Consider the following 15,106-nt stretch of genomic DNA (forward strand, 5'->3'; position numbering starts at 1 on the left):
ATGATAAAAAAAATCGGGGTCATTTCTCTTCTTCTATTTCTATTATCAACAAATGCGTTCGCAAATACAAATCAACAAATTGAAGTATTTGATTGTCAAAAAGAAATGGTCATTCAAAAACAATCTTTAGATCCAGTAATCCAAAAAGAAGCAGTTCAATACGCTAAAGCAATAACTGGTCCATTTAAAAACTTAAATGTCGTTCCAAAAAATGGCTATATGATAAAAATCCCTTTATCTAAGCCGGTTTCTATTACTAATCAATGGTTACACACTACAATAGACGAAGTACTTATACTGCTCCCACTAAATGAAAAGCCTTATATTATGCTTTATGATGATGAAAATAATCCGCATTTTTATTATGTAAAAGGTAAACCAGGATTATTATTGAAACACATGAAGGTTAAGTTATAATGTAAGAAAGATCCCACAAATATGATTTGCGGGATCTTTCTTTATCAATTAACAATTTGATTTTCATTTAAAAAATGAATAACCTGTCTTTTATGATGGTTATCATGATCTACAAATTCTTTAATAATATATATAAGAGAATATGGCGTTCCGGTATGAGGACAATGTGATACTCCATTGGCCGTTAAAGGTTTCTTTAGATTTCCAGCAGATAGTAATCTAAGTTCTTTTACGAGTAACTCTCTTTTAGCTTTTGCTTCTTCAAGAAGTTTCATCTTAGATATACCGGATTTGGCATAACTAGATGCTAGTTTATTATATGTATCAAAATCAGGGAACTCCATTCCCTTCCCATCTCTCACTGATGATAATGTCTCACGTAATAGATAGTCATCCCAGTTCATAATATGAGATATTATTTCGCCAATAGTCCATTTCCCCTCTGATATTGGTGCCACCCACAATTCCTCTTTCATACCTTTCAATGTATTTATCCAAATTGAATATTCATTGAAATCATTAATAATTTTATTTTCTCCCATCATCCAATTCTCCATTCTAATATTAGATTCTTATAAATTATAACATCAATCCACATGAAACAGAACAAAAGTTCTACTGGAGAAGTAAACAATAATTCACTATATCCTTTTATATAAGTTCAAATAATGGCTCACTCCCATATATTTTGTCCCTTTCAGAAATCCACTCGAAGTATAAAATTTGTCACCCTGTACTGTATCTGTATTTAAAACAACAATATTAAAATGTTTTTTCGCATCGTTTATAATTCTCGCTAATAATAACCTCCCTAATCCTTTCCTTCGGTATTTTTTTGCAATATAAAATCTCCTTATCCTACCAATCTTATTGTTTATTGTATATGGATCCTCATTTAACCCTCCTATTCCAATTAACTTTTCCCCTTGAAAAATCCCATATAAGCATTCACCAGTTTTATTAAACGTGTTTATTTTATTTTCATATTCACTTATTAGTTTTATTAGGAAATAAAATCCTTCGTCTTTGCTTTCCTGAACAAGATAATCGTGTTCGTATATCATTAAATCTTCAATTTGTTGAATATGTATATCTTTCAAGTAAATCTCCCCTTACTATGAAAATACATAAAAATGCTCTAGAATTTTTGATTCTGAGCATTTTTATGATTGTTATCTTATTCAATTCGTAGTATGTGTATTCTTCACTTTAGATATAAATCGATAATATAGTTGTTTAATTCTTATTTAACTAAAGCATCTGTTTGTTTAAGTGTATACATTCACATTTATATTTTCTCTCAAATATACTATCAGTTTATATATTCCCCATTCTTCTCTAACAGGTTCAAGATAAATTGTAATTTGTTAATCAATATGTTTGTGTAACCACTGTTCAAATATTTTTAACTGTTCTTCAGTATGAAGGTAATGTTCACCCGTCTCCATAACTTCTAATTCACAACAATGTTTTTTTGTAAAATAGTTAATAGTTTCAAATTCGCACAGTTCATCCTTAGCTCCGTACATAATATATGTATCTGTATTCCATGTACTAATAGGATGCTCTTTTACATAGCATAAATAATCCCAATATAACTTTTGACCAATAGGTGTCTCTATAGTCATTTCTTTTTGTAAAAGCTCCGGTGTTACATTAAACCATTTCATCATATTTTCTATAATTCGTTCCATATTAACTACTGGTGATAAAAATAATGCCTTTTCTATCACATCATTTTGAAAAGCTAAAAGGCTAAAATATGCTCCCATACTACATGCAAACACGTTTATTTCTTTCCAATGTTCTTTTGCGTAGTTCATAATTATAGATAATTCATTAACACAAAACTGTACTTTACAAGGAGTGTTATCATTCTTTCTTTCTCCATGCTCAGGTAAATCAAAGCTTAATACTTGATAACCTTTTCGATCGGCTTCTTCAGCTAATATTTGAATAACTGCATCTTCCTTATTTGACATATTTCCATGTACTGCAATAAAAATTTTTTCACTCTTATCTCCCCACAAAACCGCAGGAATATTACTAATTTTAAAATTATTTTTAAGCATATTCCCCTCCATAAAATAAGACATATAGGACTCGAAAAAAATGCACACACTTTATTTATCTCTGTACAGCAGGCAGTATCCGCTTTAAATCTATTAAATCATCTATTACTATATCAGCCTGAGCAAGTTCATCTTCTTGCGCAAAATCAAAATTGCATCCAATTGCCAGTAAACCGTTGTCTTTCGCTGCATTTATATCAGATAGCCGGTCACCAACTACGGCTGCCTCTTTTATATCATATTTGTTCATAATACTTTTAACTAAGTCACCTTTATTTAGCGATTGTATTTGTTCGATACTAAACGTTTCAGTCACCCACTTGTCTAAAGCATAATAAGTTACGATTGCTCGTAAATATTCTTTCAAACCATTACTAGCAATGTAAATGGAACAATTATTTTCTTTTATATATGTAAATATTTCTTTTACATTTGGATATAAAGCGCCTTTTCCGCTTTTTATGTTTTCAATTAGTCTATCTAAAAAATATGCATCTGTTTGTTCTCTTATTTCAATAGAATGTTCCGGTAATAAAGCTTCCCAAACTTTCGGTAGCGGCACACCCATAATTTCACGGTATTTTTCAATCGGTGTTACCGTATCCCATAATTGAAGTGATCTTAAGTGATCAAAAGTATCATCTAACGATAATTCTAAAATTTTATCTGTTTGAAATAATGTTCCATCCATATCAAAAATTAATGCTTGTAACATTCTTATCTCTCCTTTTGGACTATAGTTTTACCAGATATATTTTTAAGAATCTCAATAATAATTTCTGAGCAATAATTTGCAGCAGTTTTCGCGAAATCATCATAAGAAACTTGAGCTTCATCATCTGCACTGTCAGAAATACATCGTATAACAAGAAACGGTATATCATTTATGTAGGCAACATGTCCAATTGCTGCACCTTCCATTTCTGTACAATGAGGTGCGTATTCGTCTATTAATTTTGCCTTTAACTTTGAATCTTCAACAAAACATTCACCACTTACAATTCTTCCTTCGTGAGCTTGAATATTTGAACTATTACTGTTACATGCTTTACGTGCTAACTCTATCAATTCCTTACTTGCAATAAACTCCTCTTGAAACGGGAATAATTTTTTCATTTGATTTTTACTTACATCATGATGGGTAACATTAGTTGAAATAACTACATCACCAACTTTTACATCTGGATGTAATCCACCAGCAACGCCCGTATTGATGATAGAGTCTACATTAAATTTATGAATTAATGTTTGCGCACATGCAGCTGCATTTACTTTCCCTACACCAGAACGTGCAATAATTACTTCTGTTCCCATGAATTCTCCAATATAAAATGGCATTCCCGCTATTGTCTGTTCTTCTTGTATTACTAGCTTTTCTAAAAGTAAATCTATTTCAATTTGCATTGCTCCGATAATGCCGATTCTGTTCATGTATGTAGTCCCCTTTATTAATTAATCCCTTTAATCCTCTCTGACATAACCGACAATAAAAATTTCGGAAGTACAAGTTGTCTCTTTAATCTTTTCGGCTGTGAGAGTAACCTATACAGCCATTCAGTTCCAGTATCCCTCATTATTTTCGGTGCTCTTTTTACAGTACCAGATATTATATCAATCATTCCTCCGATACCAATAGATAGCGGAACGTTTAATGTTTGTATGTTTTCATAAATGAACTCTTCTTGTTTTGGTGAACCTAGTCCTACAAGTAATAAATGCGGCTTGAATTGCTTAATTTTCATTTTTATTTCTTCTATTTCTTCACCATTTACAAATCCATGCTGTCCTTTAAATTGTGCTCCTGGGAACTGCTCATTTAATTTTTCTAATGCCTTTTTATTACTTTCTGGCGCAGCTCCAAAAAGAAAGACACGATATTCATTGTCGTTACAATATTTTATTAAATCGTGAGTTAAATCCGCCCCAGTAACACGTTCTTTCAAAGTTCTTTTTAATATTTTCGAGCCAATTATGACACCAATCCCATCCGCTGTTATTAAATCCGCAGATAGTAACATCTTTTTAAACTCCTTTGATTTTTCCGTATTTTCCTTTGCAGACATAACAATTTCAGGATTTGCAGTTACTACAAACCTTGGTTTCTCTTGTTGTTCATGTAGCCAACCTTTTAATAAACTTATAGCTTTTGCATATTCTAAAGTTAAAAAAGGTATACCTTTTATAAATTGCTGATCCACTGTACTCTCCCCTTACATAAGCTGCAAATATTCATCAATGTCTTTAGAAATTTGAATAAAAGCTTTATTCCAAAATTCATAATTTCTTATATCTATTTCAAAATGTTTTTTCATAAGCTCCTCTACTGGAGCCTTTCCTGTTTCTCGTAAGAACTCTTTATATTTCAAATGAAAAGTACTTTTACCTTCTTGAGCTATTTCTAACAAGCTAAAACTTACTAAATATCCAAACGTGTATGGATAATTGTAAAAAGGAACATCTGCTATATAAAATTGAATATATTTCATCCATACAAACGGCTGGTATTCACTTAAAGCATTTCCATAAGCTTCTTTTTGTGCAATTATAGATAATTTCTCAATTTCATCAGCACTTAAAGGACCCTCTTTACATTTTTCATAAAATGTTTTTTCAAACTGATACGATGCTCGTATTGCCATTACATAATTAAAACTATTTCTTATTTTCCAGCTAAGTAATGACTTTTTCATATCTTTACTATCCGTTGTTTCAATTAGATAATTTAAGAGTACCGTTTCAAAGAAAATAGATGCTGATTCAGCCGTACTCATTGGCAAATAATCATCTAAAAAAGATGTAGATTGTTCAAAACTCATATTATAAAAATGCCAAGCATGTCCTAATTCATGAGCGAGCACTCTTACACTATTTATACTCCCATCATAACGAATGGAAATTCGCGATTCTTTCTCACTGAAAAATGAAGCACAAAACCCGCCTGGTGGTTTATTCTCTCTCGGTTCAGCATCTACCCAACCACTTTCTATCGCATTACGTGCAAATTCTGCTAATTCTTCATCAATATTCTTCCATGCATCATAAACGTTTTGTATTGCTACTGAAAAAGGAATCATGACCTCATTACTTTCCTTTACCGTCATAAGTGCATGCCATGTAATTGAAGCTTTCCCTTTCTTATACACGTTTAAAGCACTTACTAATTTATCAAGGTTTTCTTCTGTCGCATTCCACATTTGGAATAATACAGTTTCTGAAATGCCATTCGCATGAAAAGATTGTGTTAAAATCTCTCTATCTTCTATTTCATTACTCTTTGCATTACGCAATCTCCCTACTTGATTTAATACAGTAGCAAAGATTTCTTTTTCCTTATGTAAAGCACATGTTAATGACTCGAATACTTCTAATCTTTCCTTTTCATTATCACTATTCATTGCAATAGTATTTGCTTGTCCAAAGGATAATAGTTTATTATTGTGCTCTATTTCTATCCTATCCCGTAATTGTATGTACATATTTTCCCACGCATTAAGTTCATCTTTTATTAACTTAGTATTATCTGAAGTTTCCACTTCGTTATGTTTTATTACTTGCTGTAATTCACTTTTTAGTTCCTTCACTTTCACGGTCAATTTAGTAAGGTCAGATGGAACACTTTCTTCAACCGATCGACAGTACAAATAGTATTCTGCTTTTTCAATAGCTTGTATAAGCTTTGAAAGAATCTCTACATCTTTTGTTACAAAATATTGCTCTTTCAACTCCAAAATCGGAAATAGAATATCCTCATTCAAATACAAGCGATTTAAATCCCATCTAGCACTTTCTTGCATTTTTATAGCCGCCTCCTATTTTTACAAATAGTTACAGATATTTCTCCCCACACAATTATATATGAAATGGCAAAATTTTGATATCTTCAAATATTTAAATTCCTATAAATATATTCTTATTTATACTCTTTTCTTCTACCATTAAGTATCATTACACATATAAAAAATACTCCCTCTACAAGATTGCATTTGATATAGGAAAACTTCAAAGATTTTATCTTCATCAATACCATATCGACCGATTATCACAGATTAAAAAATAAAAAAGGATTGATCAAAAGATCAATCCTTTACTCTACTTCATTTAAGAAAAATAACGTTATAACGCCAGGTCCTGTATGTGCACCGATTGCTGCACCAATTGTATTTACGATAAATACTTCACAGCCAAATCTTTCCGTAATTAATGATTTTAATGCTTCCGCTGTTTCTAAATCGTCACCGTGAGTCATACCGATTGTTTGACCTTTAAGGTCTTTACCACGTTCTTCCATAATATCAACAATACGGCTTAATACTTTCTTTTTCCCTCGTACCTTTTCAAGTGGTACAAGTTTTCCTTCTTCCACGTTTAAGATCGGTTTAATGTTTAGTAAACCACCGATAAATCCTGCGACTTTGCTTAAACGTCCACCTCTCACTAAGTACTGTAAGTCAGCTACAGTGAAGATATGTTCCATATGGCTCATTAGAAAATCAACACGCTTTAAAATATCTTCTTTTGATGCGCCGTCTTTTGCCATTTTAGCAGCTTCTAAAACGACAAGACCTTGACCAAGCGAAGCACATTTCGTATCAATAATTTCTAAATCTAAGTTAGCATATGTTTCTTTTACTTCCTCTTTAATGACAACTGATGATTGATATGTACCAGACAGTTCAGATGAAAAAGCTAAATATATACAAGGATTACCTTCTTTTGCATAAGAAACAAATTTTTCTTGGAACGTTTCAAGTGAAGGCAATGACGTTCTATAAACAGCGCCTTCTCTCATTTTTTGCAATAATGTAACTGACTCTAATGTTACTCCATCTAAATACTCTGTTTCTGCTTCATCATATACACGGAGTGGAATTAAATCAATATCATATGCTTGCAGCAATTCTACTGGTAAATCCGCCGCACTATCCGTAATGATTTTAACACCCATTTTTAAACCTCTATTCTGTTATAAATATAAAATAATAAAATAAAAATAGTACTTTTAAATTATATACGTAAAACTTAAATGAAGAAAGGAAAACACTTTATATTGTATGCACTATTCTTCAAAACTTGAACTATTAATGAAAATGATTCTATTTTAAACACCTTTTTCTTATTATTTTTCTAAAACACGAATAATTTTATAAGTATTTTGTATCATTATATTTTAATTCTTTATCTTAATATAATCTTTTCAAATTCATACTGTTTAAAATGTAAAAGCCAAATCCAATAAAGGAAATGGCTTTTACATTTTCATAAAATAACCAAACTTTATTTTCCATCAAATTGTTTGTTTACATTCATACTTTGGTGATGTTGAATATTAGTCCAGTTATGATAAATATTTATAGCCTGTACTATAATTAAAACAGTGAATATTCACCTGTAAGAATCACTAGATAAAAACAAGTTAAACATTTTATAAAATATTTAATTTTACTAGTAAAGCTAATAAAATTTGGAGAAGAATTTGAACATTTACTGCTATGTCTGTATCCGTAGTCGTAACTGTAACATTTCTAGAATTTCTAATAACAGTTTCTTGTTTATTAATTTGTTTAATAGATGATTTTTGAAACAATTCTTGTGCTACACGGTCAGCTTTTTCACTATCTGCTATAGAAATACTTATTATAACCACGATAGCTGCTTGTAATGCTGCTTGAATAGATAAAGCAGCTTTTGTATCTGTAGTAGTAACTTCTACATCTGCTGAATCTACAATTGTAATAGATTCTTCAGAAATTTGATACGTTTTACTTTCTTGCGCAGCTGCTTCTGAAACGCTAGCATTTTTAAAAGATGGATGAGGATTTGAGGAATCTAATGCACTCCACTTTTTATTTTCATCTGAATGACATGTTTTGTCCATGCGTTCACCCCCTTTCAATCTAAATAATTATTAACTTGTGATTGTATTTCAGAAACAATACTTTTAATTTGCTGCTTTTTTTCTGGTGATAAATTTTTTAGTTTTTCTTCATTTATCCCATGCCTATTAAAAATATCTGAGAGTAAAAGGTCTATAATTATATTCTTTTGATCCTTATCAAACTTAAAGGAAGAAAATTTATTTAAATCATCCATTTACAATATTCACTCCAATCAATTTTCTATAAAAATTTTAAATATCTACGAGCATTATATGTAATGAAATAAAAATTGCTTGGACAAGTAACTTAATCTTCTATTTTCACTTCTTTTTGCTAATAAAATCAAAAGCTGACTTCTAATAAGAAGACAGCTTTCCTTCACTTCACATAAATATAAGTTTCATTACTGTTAAATCATGTATTTTATCTTTATTTGTAGTTTTCCACACTTGCTTTACCATTAATCTTGAATATTAATTCAGTCATAATAAAAAGTCCAAGCTTGTACCACGTATTACAACAAAAAACATTTACTTAGAGTGAAAACTTATAGCTAAATATCAATAGGATAGACACTTTATAAAATGTTTAGTTTAACTAATAAAGCTAATAAAATTTGAAGAAGAATTTGAATATTCACTGCAATATCTGTATCAGTAGTTGTTACGGTTACGTTTCTAGAATTTTTAATAAATGTTTTTTGTCTATTAATTTGTTTAATAGCTGATTTTTGAAATAATTCTTGTGTTATTTTATCTGCCTTTTCACTATCTGCTATAGAAATACTTACTACAACTACGATAGCTGCTTGTAATGCCGCTTGGATAGATAGCGCAGCTTTTGTATCTGTAGTAGTAACTTGTACATCTGCTGAATCAACTATTTCAATATATTCCTCAGAAATTTGATCGATTTCATCTGTTTGTATAGCTTCCTCTAAAAAATTTGCATTTTTACTAAACGAATAATCATTTAATGATTCGCAATCTTCTTTTTTTGGCTCACAATCCTCTTTTTTTGGCTCAGGAACTCGTTTTTTCGGCTCAAACTCCCGGTTTAATGGATCCCGATTTTTCTTTCGTCTACAAACTTCACATTCACACATAAAATCACCCCTTTTAGTCTTAAAAATTAGCAATATTAAAATATTGACTAACTAATAGCATTTTATGTATTTTTTTAAAATTTGTTTGGACAAGTAACTTAATCTTCTACTTCTTTTTCTAATAAAAAAAGCTGCCTTCTAATAAGAAGACAACTTTCTTTGTGACTACTCTAGAATAGATTTCATACAATATAATTGTTCCTTCCTTATAACCTGAGTTCGTCACTTTAGTTATAAAAATGTGGGTATATCCTATACCTTTTTTAGGGACCATCCATAATTTATTTCATAAAAAGTGCTTTGTTTTACTGAAAGGTGGTTGCGGAAACAACCGCCTTTTTATTCGGAACAAAATAAAACTTTTATATAAAAGACCCATACTTAAATACACTAAACTTCATATAATATATTGCATCCTTTCTTTTTAGAATAAGTAGTCGTTTACTGAAGGGCACTTTTCGAAGTGCTCTTATCTTTAATCCCCCTCTTTTTCAGGAAGAGTTTTTTTACTAAATCCTAATATGATTTGTATCACTAAGGCTAGGGATTACGACATTTCCTTAATAACTTCAATGAATATAGTAGCTACTAATTAAAATACCCCTATGATCTTCTCTACACTTAAACCATCGTGCGTTACCGAACGCATGAATTAATTTTTATTTTGACTATGTAACACTAAATTCACAAGATTATTATCCTATGTTTGGTGAAGCCATCAATTCAATGCCAGCAACCCCACACTTTTAACTAATAACTTAAACAAATAGGCTACCTCAAGGTTCCTTTGATATAGTATCTTATGTTCTATATAATGAAGAGAGCGCTAGTATTCCGAAGGAGGATATATATGAGTATTCAATTGGCCACATCTAACGATTTAAAATGGATTAATAGTCAATATGACTCAATAGGATTTGTACGAAGTGATTTAAAGAGAGATAAAGTTGCAATTATTACATATAACAACGAGTATGCAGGTGTTGGCCGATTAGTCCAAATAGATGAAGATACTTTAGAAATGGGTGGGATTTTTATTCTGCCTCAATTTAGAGGGCTTCAATTAGCTGGTGAGCTTGTTTCATTTTTAGTAGAAACTGCGAAAAAATCACAAATACAAAATGTATATTGTCTTCCTTTTGAGGAATTAGAAAACTTTTATAAGAAATATGGATATACTGAAGTCGATACTACGACAGAAGCAGTCCATCCAATTATTCTAAAAAAATATAATTGGTGTTTGGAGAACTACGATAAACACGTTCTACTATTTAAATTGTAAATGTAATAAAGTGAAACTTTAATCAGTGGGAGTTTTAATCAAAGCCCTCACCAATCGGGCTTTGATTAAAACTCTATGTTCCGTCAATACTATAGATAAGATGATTGTACTTCTCCATTTCCCCTTGGAGAGGAGCAGTTGGCTTTTGCTAGCTGCTCTTTTATTTTTTCAAAAAGTCACATAAATATCTTTAATTCCAAACATTCAAAAGATAAAATATGATATGATTGTTATGAAGATATTTACCAACTAATAAATGCGCCCTAGACTTACGTACTAGGGCGCATTTATTTTTTAGTATGTAACCCTTCACTCATCTATTATCCACAAAATAAGTATCATATGCCTTATCAAATTCATATCCTAACTTTTCTGCTAGTTTAGCAGATGTAGTATTCGCTGCGTCCCAGTTTGGATACTTTCCATTTTCTAAGCAATCCAATATAAGAGCTGCACTTACTACAGTTGCCAAGCCCTCTCTTCTATGATTGTGATCAGTCGCAACTTCAATTTCAATCCCATCATTATAAATACTATACGAGGATGCACCGCATACAACTTCTCCGTTATATAAAATGCTATAACCTATACCACGGTTTATATAATCTTCTACCGAATGAAATTGACTTGTGAAATCTTCAGATATCTTATGTAATGTAGGGCTATTTGCGATATGCTCGTCTATTCTTCTTAACTCATATTCTTTTGGAAGTGCTGATATAAAAGATTTTAATTTTGAACGATTAAAAACTTCTGGATTTCGTTTGAATTTATAACGTAAAAACTTATCTATTTTTCTTTCATGGAATGTTTCTAAGCGTTGTTTCCACTCTTCACTATTTACGATAACTAAAATTCTTTCTGGAATATTACGTAATAACTCTTCTGTTTCTTTCGTATTTGGGTCTCCAGCGTAAAATGTAAAAATCCCTACCGTAACTTGTGCTACTTTTGGATTTTCAAGATCATTTACCCAAGCAGTACCCATATGCCCTTGTAAATAAGAAAGTAAAACAACGTTATTGAAATCCTCAAACATAGAAACTAGTTTTTTTCTTGTATGTATATTCGCTTCATATATCATTTACATTCCCGCCTTCTTTAGAATCAACTACTCTTAACATTTTCATGAGCGCTCCATAATTCGTATTCATATACATACCCACCTGTTCATCATAAAAGCAATTGACTATTAAATTAAAACTTCGAATATTTATAAAATATCAGTAAACATAAAATGATTATAACATCTACTAACTATGAAATGATCAACATATAAAATAAGTCAACAATAAATATATTTCTTACCCGTTAACAAACGGTTTGAAGGACCAACATAATTAATTATGTAACAACCCTCAACAATAGTTTGAGGGTGCATTTAAATACATATGTTATAACTCATTTTTATAAATAAAAGATTCCGTCTCACCGTTCTTATATACTTTAGTCAATTTAACAACTGATTTGTACGTGTTAACGTCATCCTCTATCATTTTTTTCATCTCTTCTATTTCGGCATCACCAGTTCCGCCCTCTATTTTTAAACAGTTCGAAATGGAAAGGTATCCGCTTGATGCCAATATAAAAATAAAAATCGTATCAGGAAAATTAATAAATAATAATCCGTAGTTTAAAGGGTCTCCAGCTGGATGTGATAAAAGTAATCGAAAACCTACCAGTTCAGGTACTTGAACAAAATCTCTAGAAACTCTCGCCTCACCTACTATAGTAATTTGCTTTACTACATTCCCGAGATCATCTGTAAATTCAGTACATCTAGGTGGATTAATTGTTGTTGCTTGGAAAGACACATTTAATTCAGGATTGTTAAAATCGAAAAAGATTGTACTCCCCTCCGTTAAACAATGCGGGCAAACATTTCCTAGCAAGCTAAAGTCCTCTTCAATATATTTAACTTTTGTTTTGCAACTACATACTTTCCCTATTCGAATTGCATCAATCTTTGAACAATCGACAAATATAACCTCATTGTCTTCTTGTACGAATGATACGATACCTGTTTTCTTATTAAATGAAAGAAAATAAGATACAGCAATTTCGTTTCCTGCTATTATGATACTTTCAACTTTTGTATACGGTTCTAGACTCTGTAAAAACTCACATATACTATTTTGGCAACACCCACAATCACGTTTCGGTTCACACCCCACTTACACTCCATCCCTTCTCTATATAGAATTGCTACTATATATATATGAGAAGAAAATAAGAAAAGCTTGGACAATATAACGTTAACGTAGTAATATCGTTACCTACTCGTACATTTATATGGAAATCACACCATTTTTGAGTAAGGACACATAATTTTTACTATAAATACATATAACAATTTCATCTTTCATAAAAAAAACGTTATAATAAGGTGTAGCCTCTACGATTACGTTATAAAGGAGATTAAAACAATGGCTAAAATTAAAGTATACCAAGCAAAAGAGGAAAATATGGAAGCAGTAAAAAACATCATTGATGTTGAGGAACAAAACCCAACTGCTGAAAACTTACAAAATCTATACGCATGTGTATTAGATACTGAAGATATGGCATTGCCTGAATCATACATTGAAGAAGATATCTTAATTGATTCTATTGAAGTTATGGTTAACGCTTCTCAAAGCAAAGTAAGAGACTTAGGTGCTTACGATGTAATCGAAGTTCAAAACAAAGGTAAGAAAACACAAATTTTACTATTAGCAGACGAAGAATACGAAATTATCGAAGGCTAATCTAAATCTGTACATACGAAAAAGCTCCTTTCCAATTAGAAAGGAGCTTTTTCATTACGCTTTTGATGTTTCACTCTTTTTATTCGTTTGTTGTTTCTTAATTACCATGCGCTCATTTCCCATAAAGAAAATGAATATGAATGCTAATCCAGCTGGTACCAATGCCCACATGAATGTTTGAACAATTGAACTAGAAAGAGCGTCAATAATCTTATCTAATATTTGCGGAGGGATTTGAGATCTTGCCGATTCTGATAGAATAGCTCTTGAATCCCCTAAAGCGTTTGTATTCATTCCCCCGCTCATCCCTTTAAATGCTTCTTCTAATTGATCTTGGAAACCTGTTCTTTGGATCATTCCGAAGATTGTAATGCCTAGTGTCATTCCTAACGAACGAATGAAGTTACTCGTTGAAGTCGCAGACCCGCGCTGTTCCATACCGAAGTTGTGAATAGCTGCCATACTTAGTACAGAGAATGAGAAACCGACTCCAAATCCGATAATAATCATATAAACTGTTAATAATACACGACTTGTTTCTGGTGTTAACGTGCTTAATAAGAATAGTCCAATTAGCATAATAACCGCAGAAATAATCATAATGTTTCGGTAGCTAAGTTTAGTTGTTAAAAATCCGCCTAACTGCGCTGTTACGACTGATCCTAACATCATCGGTAAAAGTAATAATCCTGAGTTTGTTGCGGTACCACCGTATACACCTTGAATAAATAACGGAATGTACACAGTTGCTGACATAAATGCAGCACCGTAACATAAAGCAATAATTGTACTCATTCCGAATAAGCGCTGCTTAAACATCTCAAATGAAATAATTGGTTCTTCTACTTTTCGTTCAATAAAAATGAATGCGATGATTAAAATGGCGAATCCACCAAATAAGCTTAAAATAAAGCTAGAATCCCAATCATATTTTTGTCCACCTAGTTCTAAAGCAAACATTAAACAAATTACTGCACCAACTAAAGTAATTGCACCAAACCAATCAATCTTTTGCTTTCTATGAACGCGTGATTCTTTATAAAAGAATGTAATAAAAATAAGTGCTAAAATGCCAAGTGGTAAGTTAATATAAAATACCCAGTGCCAGCTAATGTAATCGGTAATATATGCGCCAAGTAATGGCCCGAAAATACTAGATAATCCAAATACCGCTCCGAATAAGCCACCCATTTTCCCGCGTTTTTCAGGTGGGAAAATATCAAAAACGATAGTAAACGCAATTGGCACTAATGCCCCGCCGCCAATACCTTGAATGGCACGATAAATACCTAACTGTGTAATATTTTCAGCAGTACCACAAAGTGCCGAACCAATCATAAAGACAATTAAACCGAAAATAAAGAATCTCTTTCTACCATACATATCTGATAGCTTACCGAAAATCGGCATGCCTGCCATTTCTGCGACCATATAGGCAGAAACGACCCATACAAAGTTTTCGAGGCCTCCTAAGTCACCAACGATTGTTCCCATCGCCGTTACGACAATGGTATTATCCATCGATGCCATTAAAATACCTAGCAATAAGCCCGCCACAACAAAGCCGAGCTTATTATTCTTCTCAACCATATCTCTTGCTCTCCCTC

General features: G+C 31.6%; 17 protein-coding genes. 3 read left to right on the forward strand and 14 right to left on the reverse strand.

The window, feature by feature from the left end; all coding sequences use genetic code 11:
• A complete protein-coding gene (locus ACTFN4_RS22195) occupies positions 1-417 on the forward strand; it encodes a hypothetical protein (RefSeq protein ID WP_439962791.1) in 417 nt (138 codons plus the stop codon).
• 44 nt (positions 418-461) lie between these two features.
• Here the strand turns inward: ACTFN4_RS22195 and ACTFN4_RS22200 are convergent, their stop codons facing one another.
• The 11 genes from ACTFN4_RS22200 to ACTFN4_RS22250 form a co-directional block, all read right to left on the reverse strand.
• Complete coding sequence (locus ACTFN4_RS22200; protein WP_000504410.1) at positions 462-959, reverse strand: DinB family protein; 498 nt, start codon at positions 957-959, stop codon at positions 462-464.
• Between the two features lie 99 nt (positions 960-1,058).
• A complete protein-coding gene (locus tag ACTFN4_RS22205; protein ID WP_000651656.1) occupies positions 1,059-1,517 on the reverse strand; it encodes a GNAT family N-acetyltransferase in 459 nt (152 codons plus the stop codon).
• Between the two features lie 267 nt (positions 1,518-1,784).
• Positions 1,785-2,489: an alpha/beta hydrolase gene (locus ACTFN4_RS22210; protein WP_048656226.1), complete on the reverse strand. Its 705-nt coding sequence runs from the start codon at positions 2,487-2,489 to the stop codon at positions 1,785-1,787.
• 55 nt (positions 2,490-2,544) lie between these two features.
• Entirely contained in the window at positions 2,545-3,204 is a 660-nt protein-coding gene (locus tag ACTFN4_RS22215; protein ID WP_000938422.1) for an HAD hydrolase-like protein, read from the reverse strand.
• A 2-nt stretch (positions 3,205-3,206) separates the two neighbouring features.
• On the reverse strand, positions 3,207-3,920 hold the full coding sequence (locus ACTFN4_RS22220) for a 5'-methylthioadenosine/adenosylhomocysteine nucleosidase (RefSeq protein WP_001079719.1): 714 nt from the start codon (positions 3,918-3,920) through the stop codon (positions 3,207-3,209).
• Positions 3,921-3,937: 17 nt separating this feature from the next.
• Positions 3,938-4,687, reverse strand: a complete 750-nt coding sequence (locus tag ACTFN4_RS22225; protein WP_439962792.1) for a WecB/TagA/CpsF family glycosyltransferase — start codon at positions 4,685-4,687, stop codon at positions 3,938-3,940.
• A 12-nt stretch (positions 4,688-4,699) separates the two neighbouring features.
• Positions 4,700-6,283, reverse strand: coding sequence for a M3 family metallopeptidase (locus ACTFN4_RS22230; RefSeq protein WP_439962793.1), 1,584 nt, complete (start codon positions 6,281-6,283; stop codon positions 4,700-4,702).
• A gap of 290 nt (positions 6,284-6,573) precedes the next feature.
• Positions 6,574-7,434: a DegV family protein gene (locus ACTFN4_RS22235; RefSeq protein WP_000538278.1), complete on the reverse strand. Its 861-nt coding sequence runs from the start codon at positions 7,432-7,434 to the stop codon at positions 6,574-6,576.
• Between the two features lie 477 nt (positions 7,435-7,911).
• Positions 7,912-8,364, reverse strand: coding sequence for a spore coat protein (locus tag ACTFN4_RS22240; protein ID WP_000361676.1), 453 nt, complete (start codon positions 8,362-8,364; stop codon positions 7,912-7,914).
• Positions 8,365-8,378: 14 nt separating this feature from the next.
• On the reverse strand, positions 8,379-8,579 hold the full coding sequence (locus ACTFN4_RS22245; protein WP_000342253.1) for a spore coat protein W: 201 nt from the start codon (positions 8,577-8,579) through the stop codon (positions 8,379-8,381).
• Positions 8,580-8,942: 363 nt separating this feature from the next.
• On the reverse strand, positions 8,943-9,470 hold the full coding sequence (locus tag ACTFN4_RS22250; protein WP_127064007.1) for a spore coat protein: 528 nt from the start codon (positions 9,468-9,470) through the stop codon (positions 8,943-8,945).
• An 850-nt stretch (positions 9,471-10,320) separates the two neighbouring features.
• On the opposite strand from ACTFN4_RS22250, the gene ACTFN4_RS22255 reads away from it, so the two are divergent.
• The gene (locus tag ACTFN4_RS22255) at positions 10,321-10,752 is read left to right on the forward strand and encodes a GNAT family N-acetyltransferase (RefSeq protein ID WP_000027166.1); all 432 of its coding nucleotides are present in this window, start codon (positions 10,321-10,323) and stop codon (positions 10,750-10,752) included.
• Between the two features lie 313 nt (positions 10,753-11,065).
• On the opposite strand, the gene ACTFN4_RS22260 is transcribed toward ACTFN4_RS22255, so the two are convergent.
• Positions 11,066-11,836 (reverse strand): GNAT family N-acetyltransferase, encoded by a 771-nt coding sequence (locus ACTFN4_RS22260; protein WP_000638727.1) that lies wholly within the window; start codon positions 11,834-11,836, stop codon positions 11,066-11,068.
• Positions 11,837-12,146: 310 nt separating this feature from the next.
• Positions 12,147-12,926 (reverse strand): BC_2878 family exosporium-associated protein, encoded by a 780-nt coding sequence (locus ACTFN4_RS22265; protein WP_000501710.1) that lies wholly within the window; start codon positions 12,924-12,926, stop codon positions 12,147-12,149.
• 252 nt (positions 12,927-13,178) lie between these two features.
• On the opposite strand from ACTFN4_RS22265, the gene ACTFN4_RS22270 reads away from it, so the two are divergent.
• On the forward strand, positions 13,179-13,499 hold the full coding sequence (locus tag ACTFN4_RS22270) for a hypothetical protein (protein ID WP_001062733.1): 321 nt from the start codon (positions 13,179-13,181) through the stop codon (positions 13,497-13,499).
• Positions 13,500-13,553: 54 nt separating this feature from the next.
• Here the strand turns inward: ACTFN4_RS22270 and ACTFN4_RS22275 are convergent, their stop codons facing one another.
• Entirely contained in the window at positions 13,554-15,089 is a 1,536-nt protein-coding gene (locus ACTFN4_RS22275; RefSeq protein WP_078385869.1) for an MDR family MFS transporter, read from the reverse strand.
• Positions 15,090-15,106 lie beyond the last annotated feature (17 nt).

Origin of the sequence: Bacillus cereus group sp. MYBK95-2 (assembly GCF_051915225.1) — a bacterium.
Lineage (GTDB): Bacteria > Bacillota > Bacilli > Bacillales > Bacillaceae_G > Bacillus_A > Bacillus_A cereus.

Bases quoted from the DNA above. Each gene is read 5' to 3' on its own strand.
- ACTFN4_RS22195 (WP_439962791.1), top strand. From the start codon at position 1: ATGATAAAAAAAATCGGGGTCATTTCTCTTCTTCTATTTCTATTATCA.
- ACTFN4_RS22200 (WP_000504410.1), bottom strand. From the start codon at position 959: ATGGGAGAAAATAAAATTATTAATGATTTCAATGAATATTCAATTTGG.
- ACTFN4_RS22210 (WP_048656226.1), bottom strand. From the start codon at position 2,489: ATGCTTAAAAATAATTTTAAAATTAGTAATATTCCTGCGGTTTTGTGG.
- ACTFN4_RS22215 (WP_000938422.1), bottom strand. From the start codon at position 3,204: ATGTTACAAGCATTAATTTTTGATATGGATGGAACATTATTTCAAACA.
- ACTFN4_RS22220 (WP_001079719.1), bottom strand. From the start codon at position 3,920: ATGAACAGAATCGGCATTATCGGAGCAATGCAAATTGAAATAGATTTA.
- ACTFN4_RS22230 (WP_439962793.1), bottom strand. From the start codon at position 6,283: ATGCAAGAAAGTGCTAGATGGGATTTAAATCGCTTGTATTTGAATGAG.
- ACTFN4_RS22235 (WP_000538278.1), bottom strand. From the start codon at position 7,434: ATGGGTGTTAAAATCATTACGGATAGTGCGGCGGATTTACCAGTAGAA.
- ACTFN4_RS22240 (WP_000361676.1), bottom strand. From the start codon at position 8,364: ATGGACAAAACATGTCATTCAGATGAAAATAAAAAGTGGAGTGCATTA.
- ACTFN4_RS22245 (WP_000342253.1), bottom strand. From the start codon at position 8,579: ATGGATGATTTAAATAAATTTTCTTCCTTTAAGTTTGATAAGGATCAA.
- ACTFN4_RS22250 (WP_127064007.1), bottom strand. From the start codon at position 9,470: ATGTGTGAATGTGAAGTTTGTAGACGAAAGAAAAATCGGGATCCATTA.
- ACTFN4_RS22255 (WP_000027166.1), top strand. From the start codon at position 10,321: ATGAGTATTCAATTGGCCACATCTAACGATTTAAAATGGATTAATAGT.
- ACTFN4_RS22260 (WP_000638727.1), bottom strand. From the start codon at position 11,836: ATGATATATGAAGCGAATATACATACAAGAAAAAAACTAGTTTCTATG.
- ACTFN4_RS22270 (WP_001062733.1), top strand. From the start codon at position 13,179: ATGGCTAAAATTAAAGTATACCAAGCAAAAGAGGAAAATATGGAAGCA.
- ACTFN4_RS22275 (WP_078385869.1), bottom strand. From the start codon at position 15,089: ATGGTTGAGAAGAATAATAAGCTCGGCTTTGTTGTGGCGGGCTTATTG.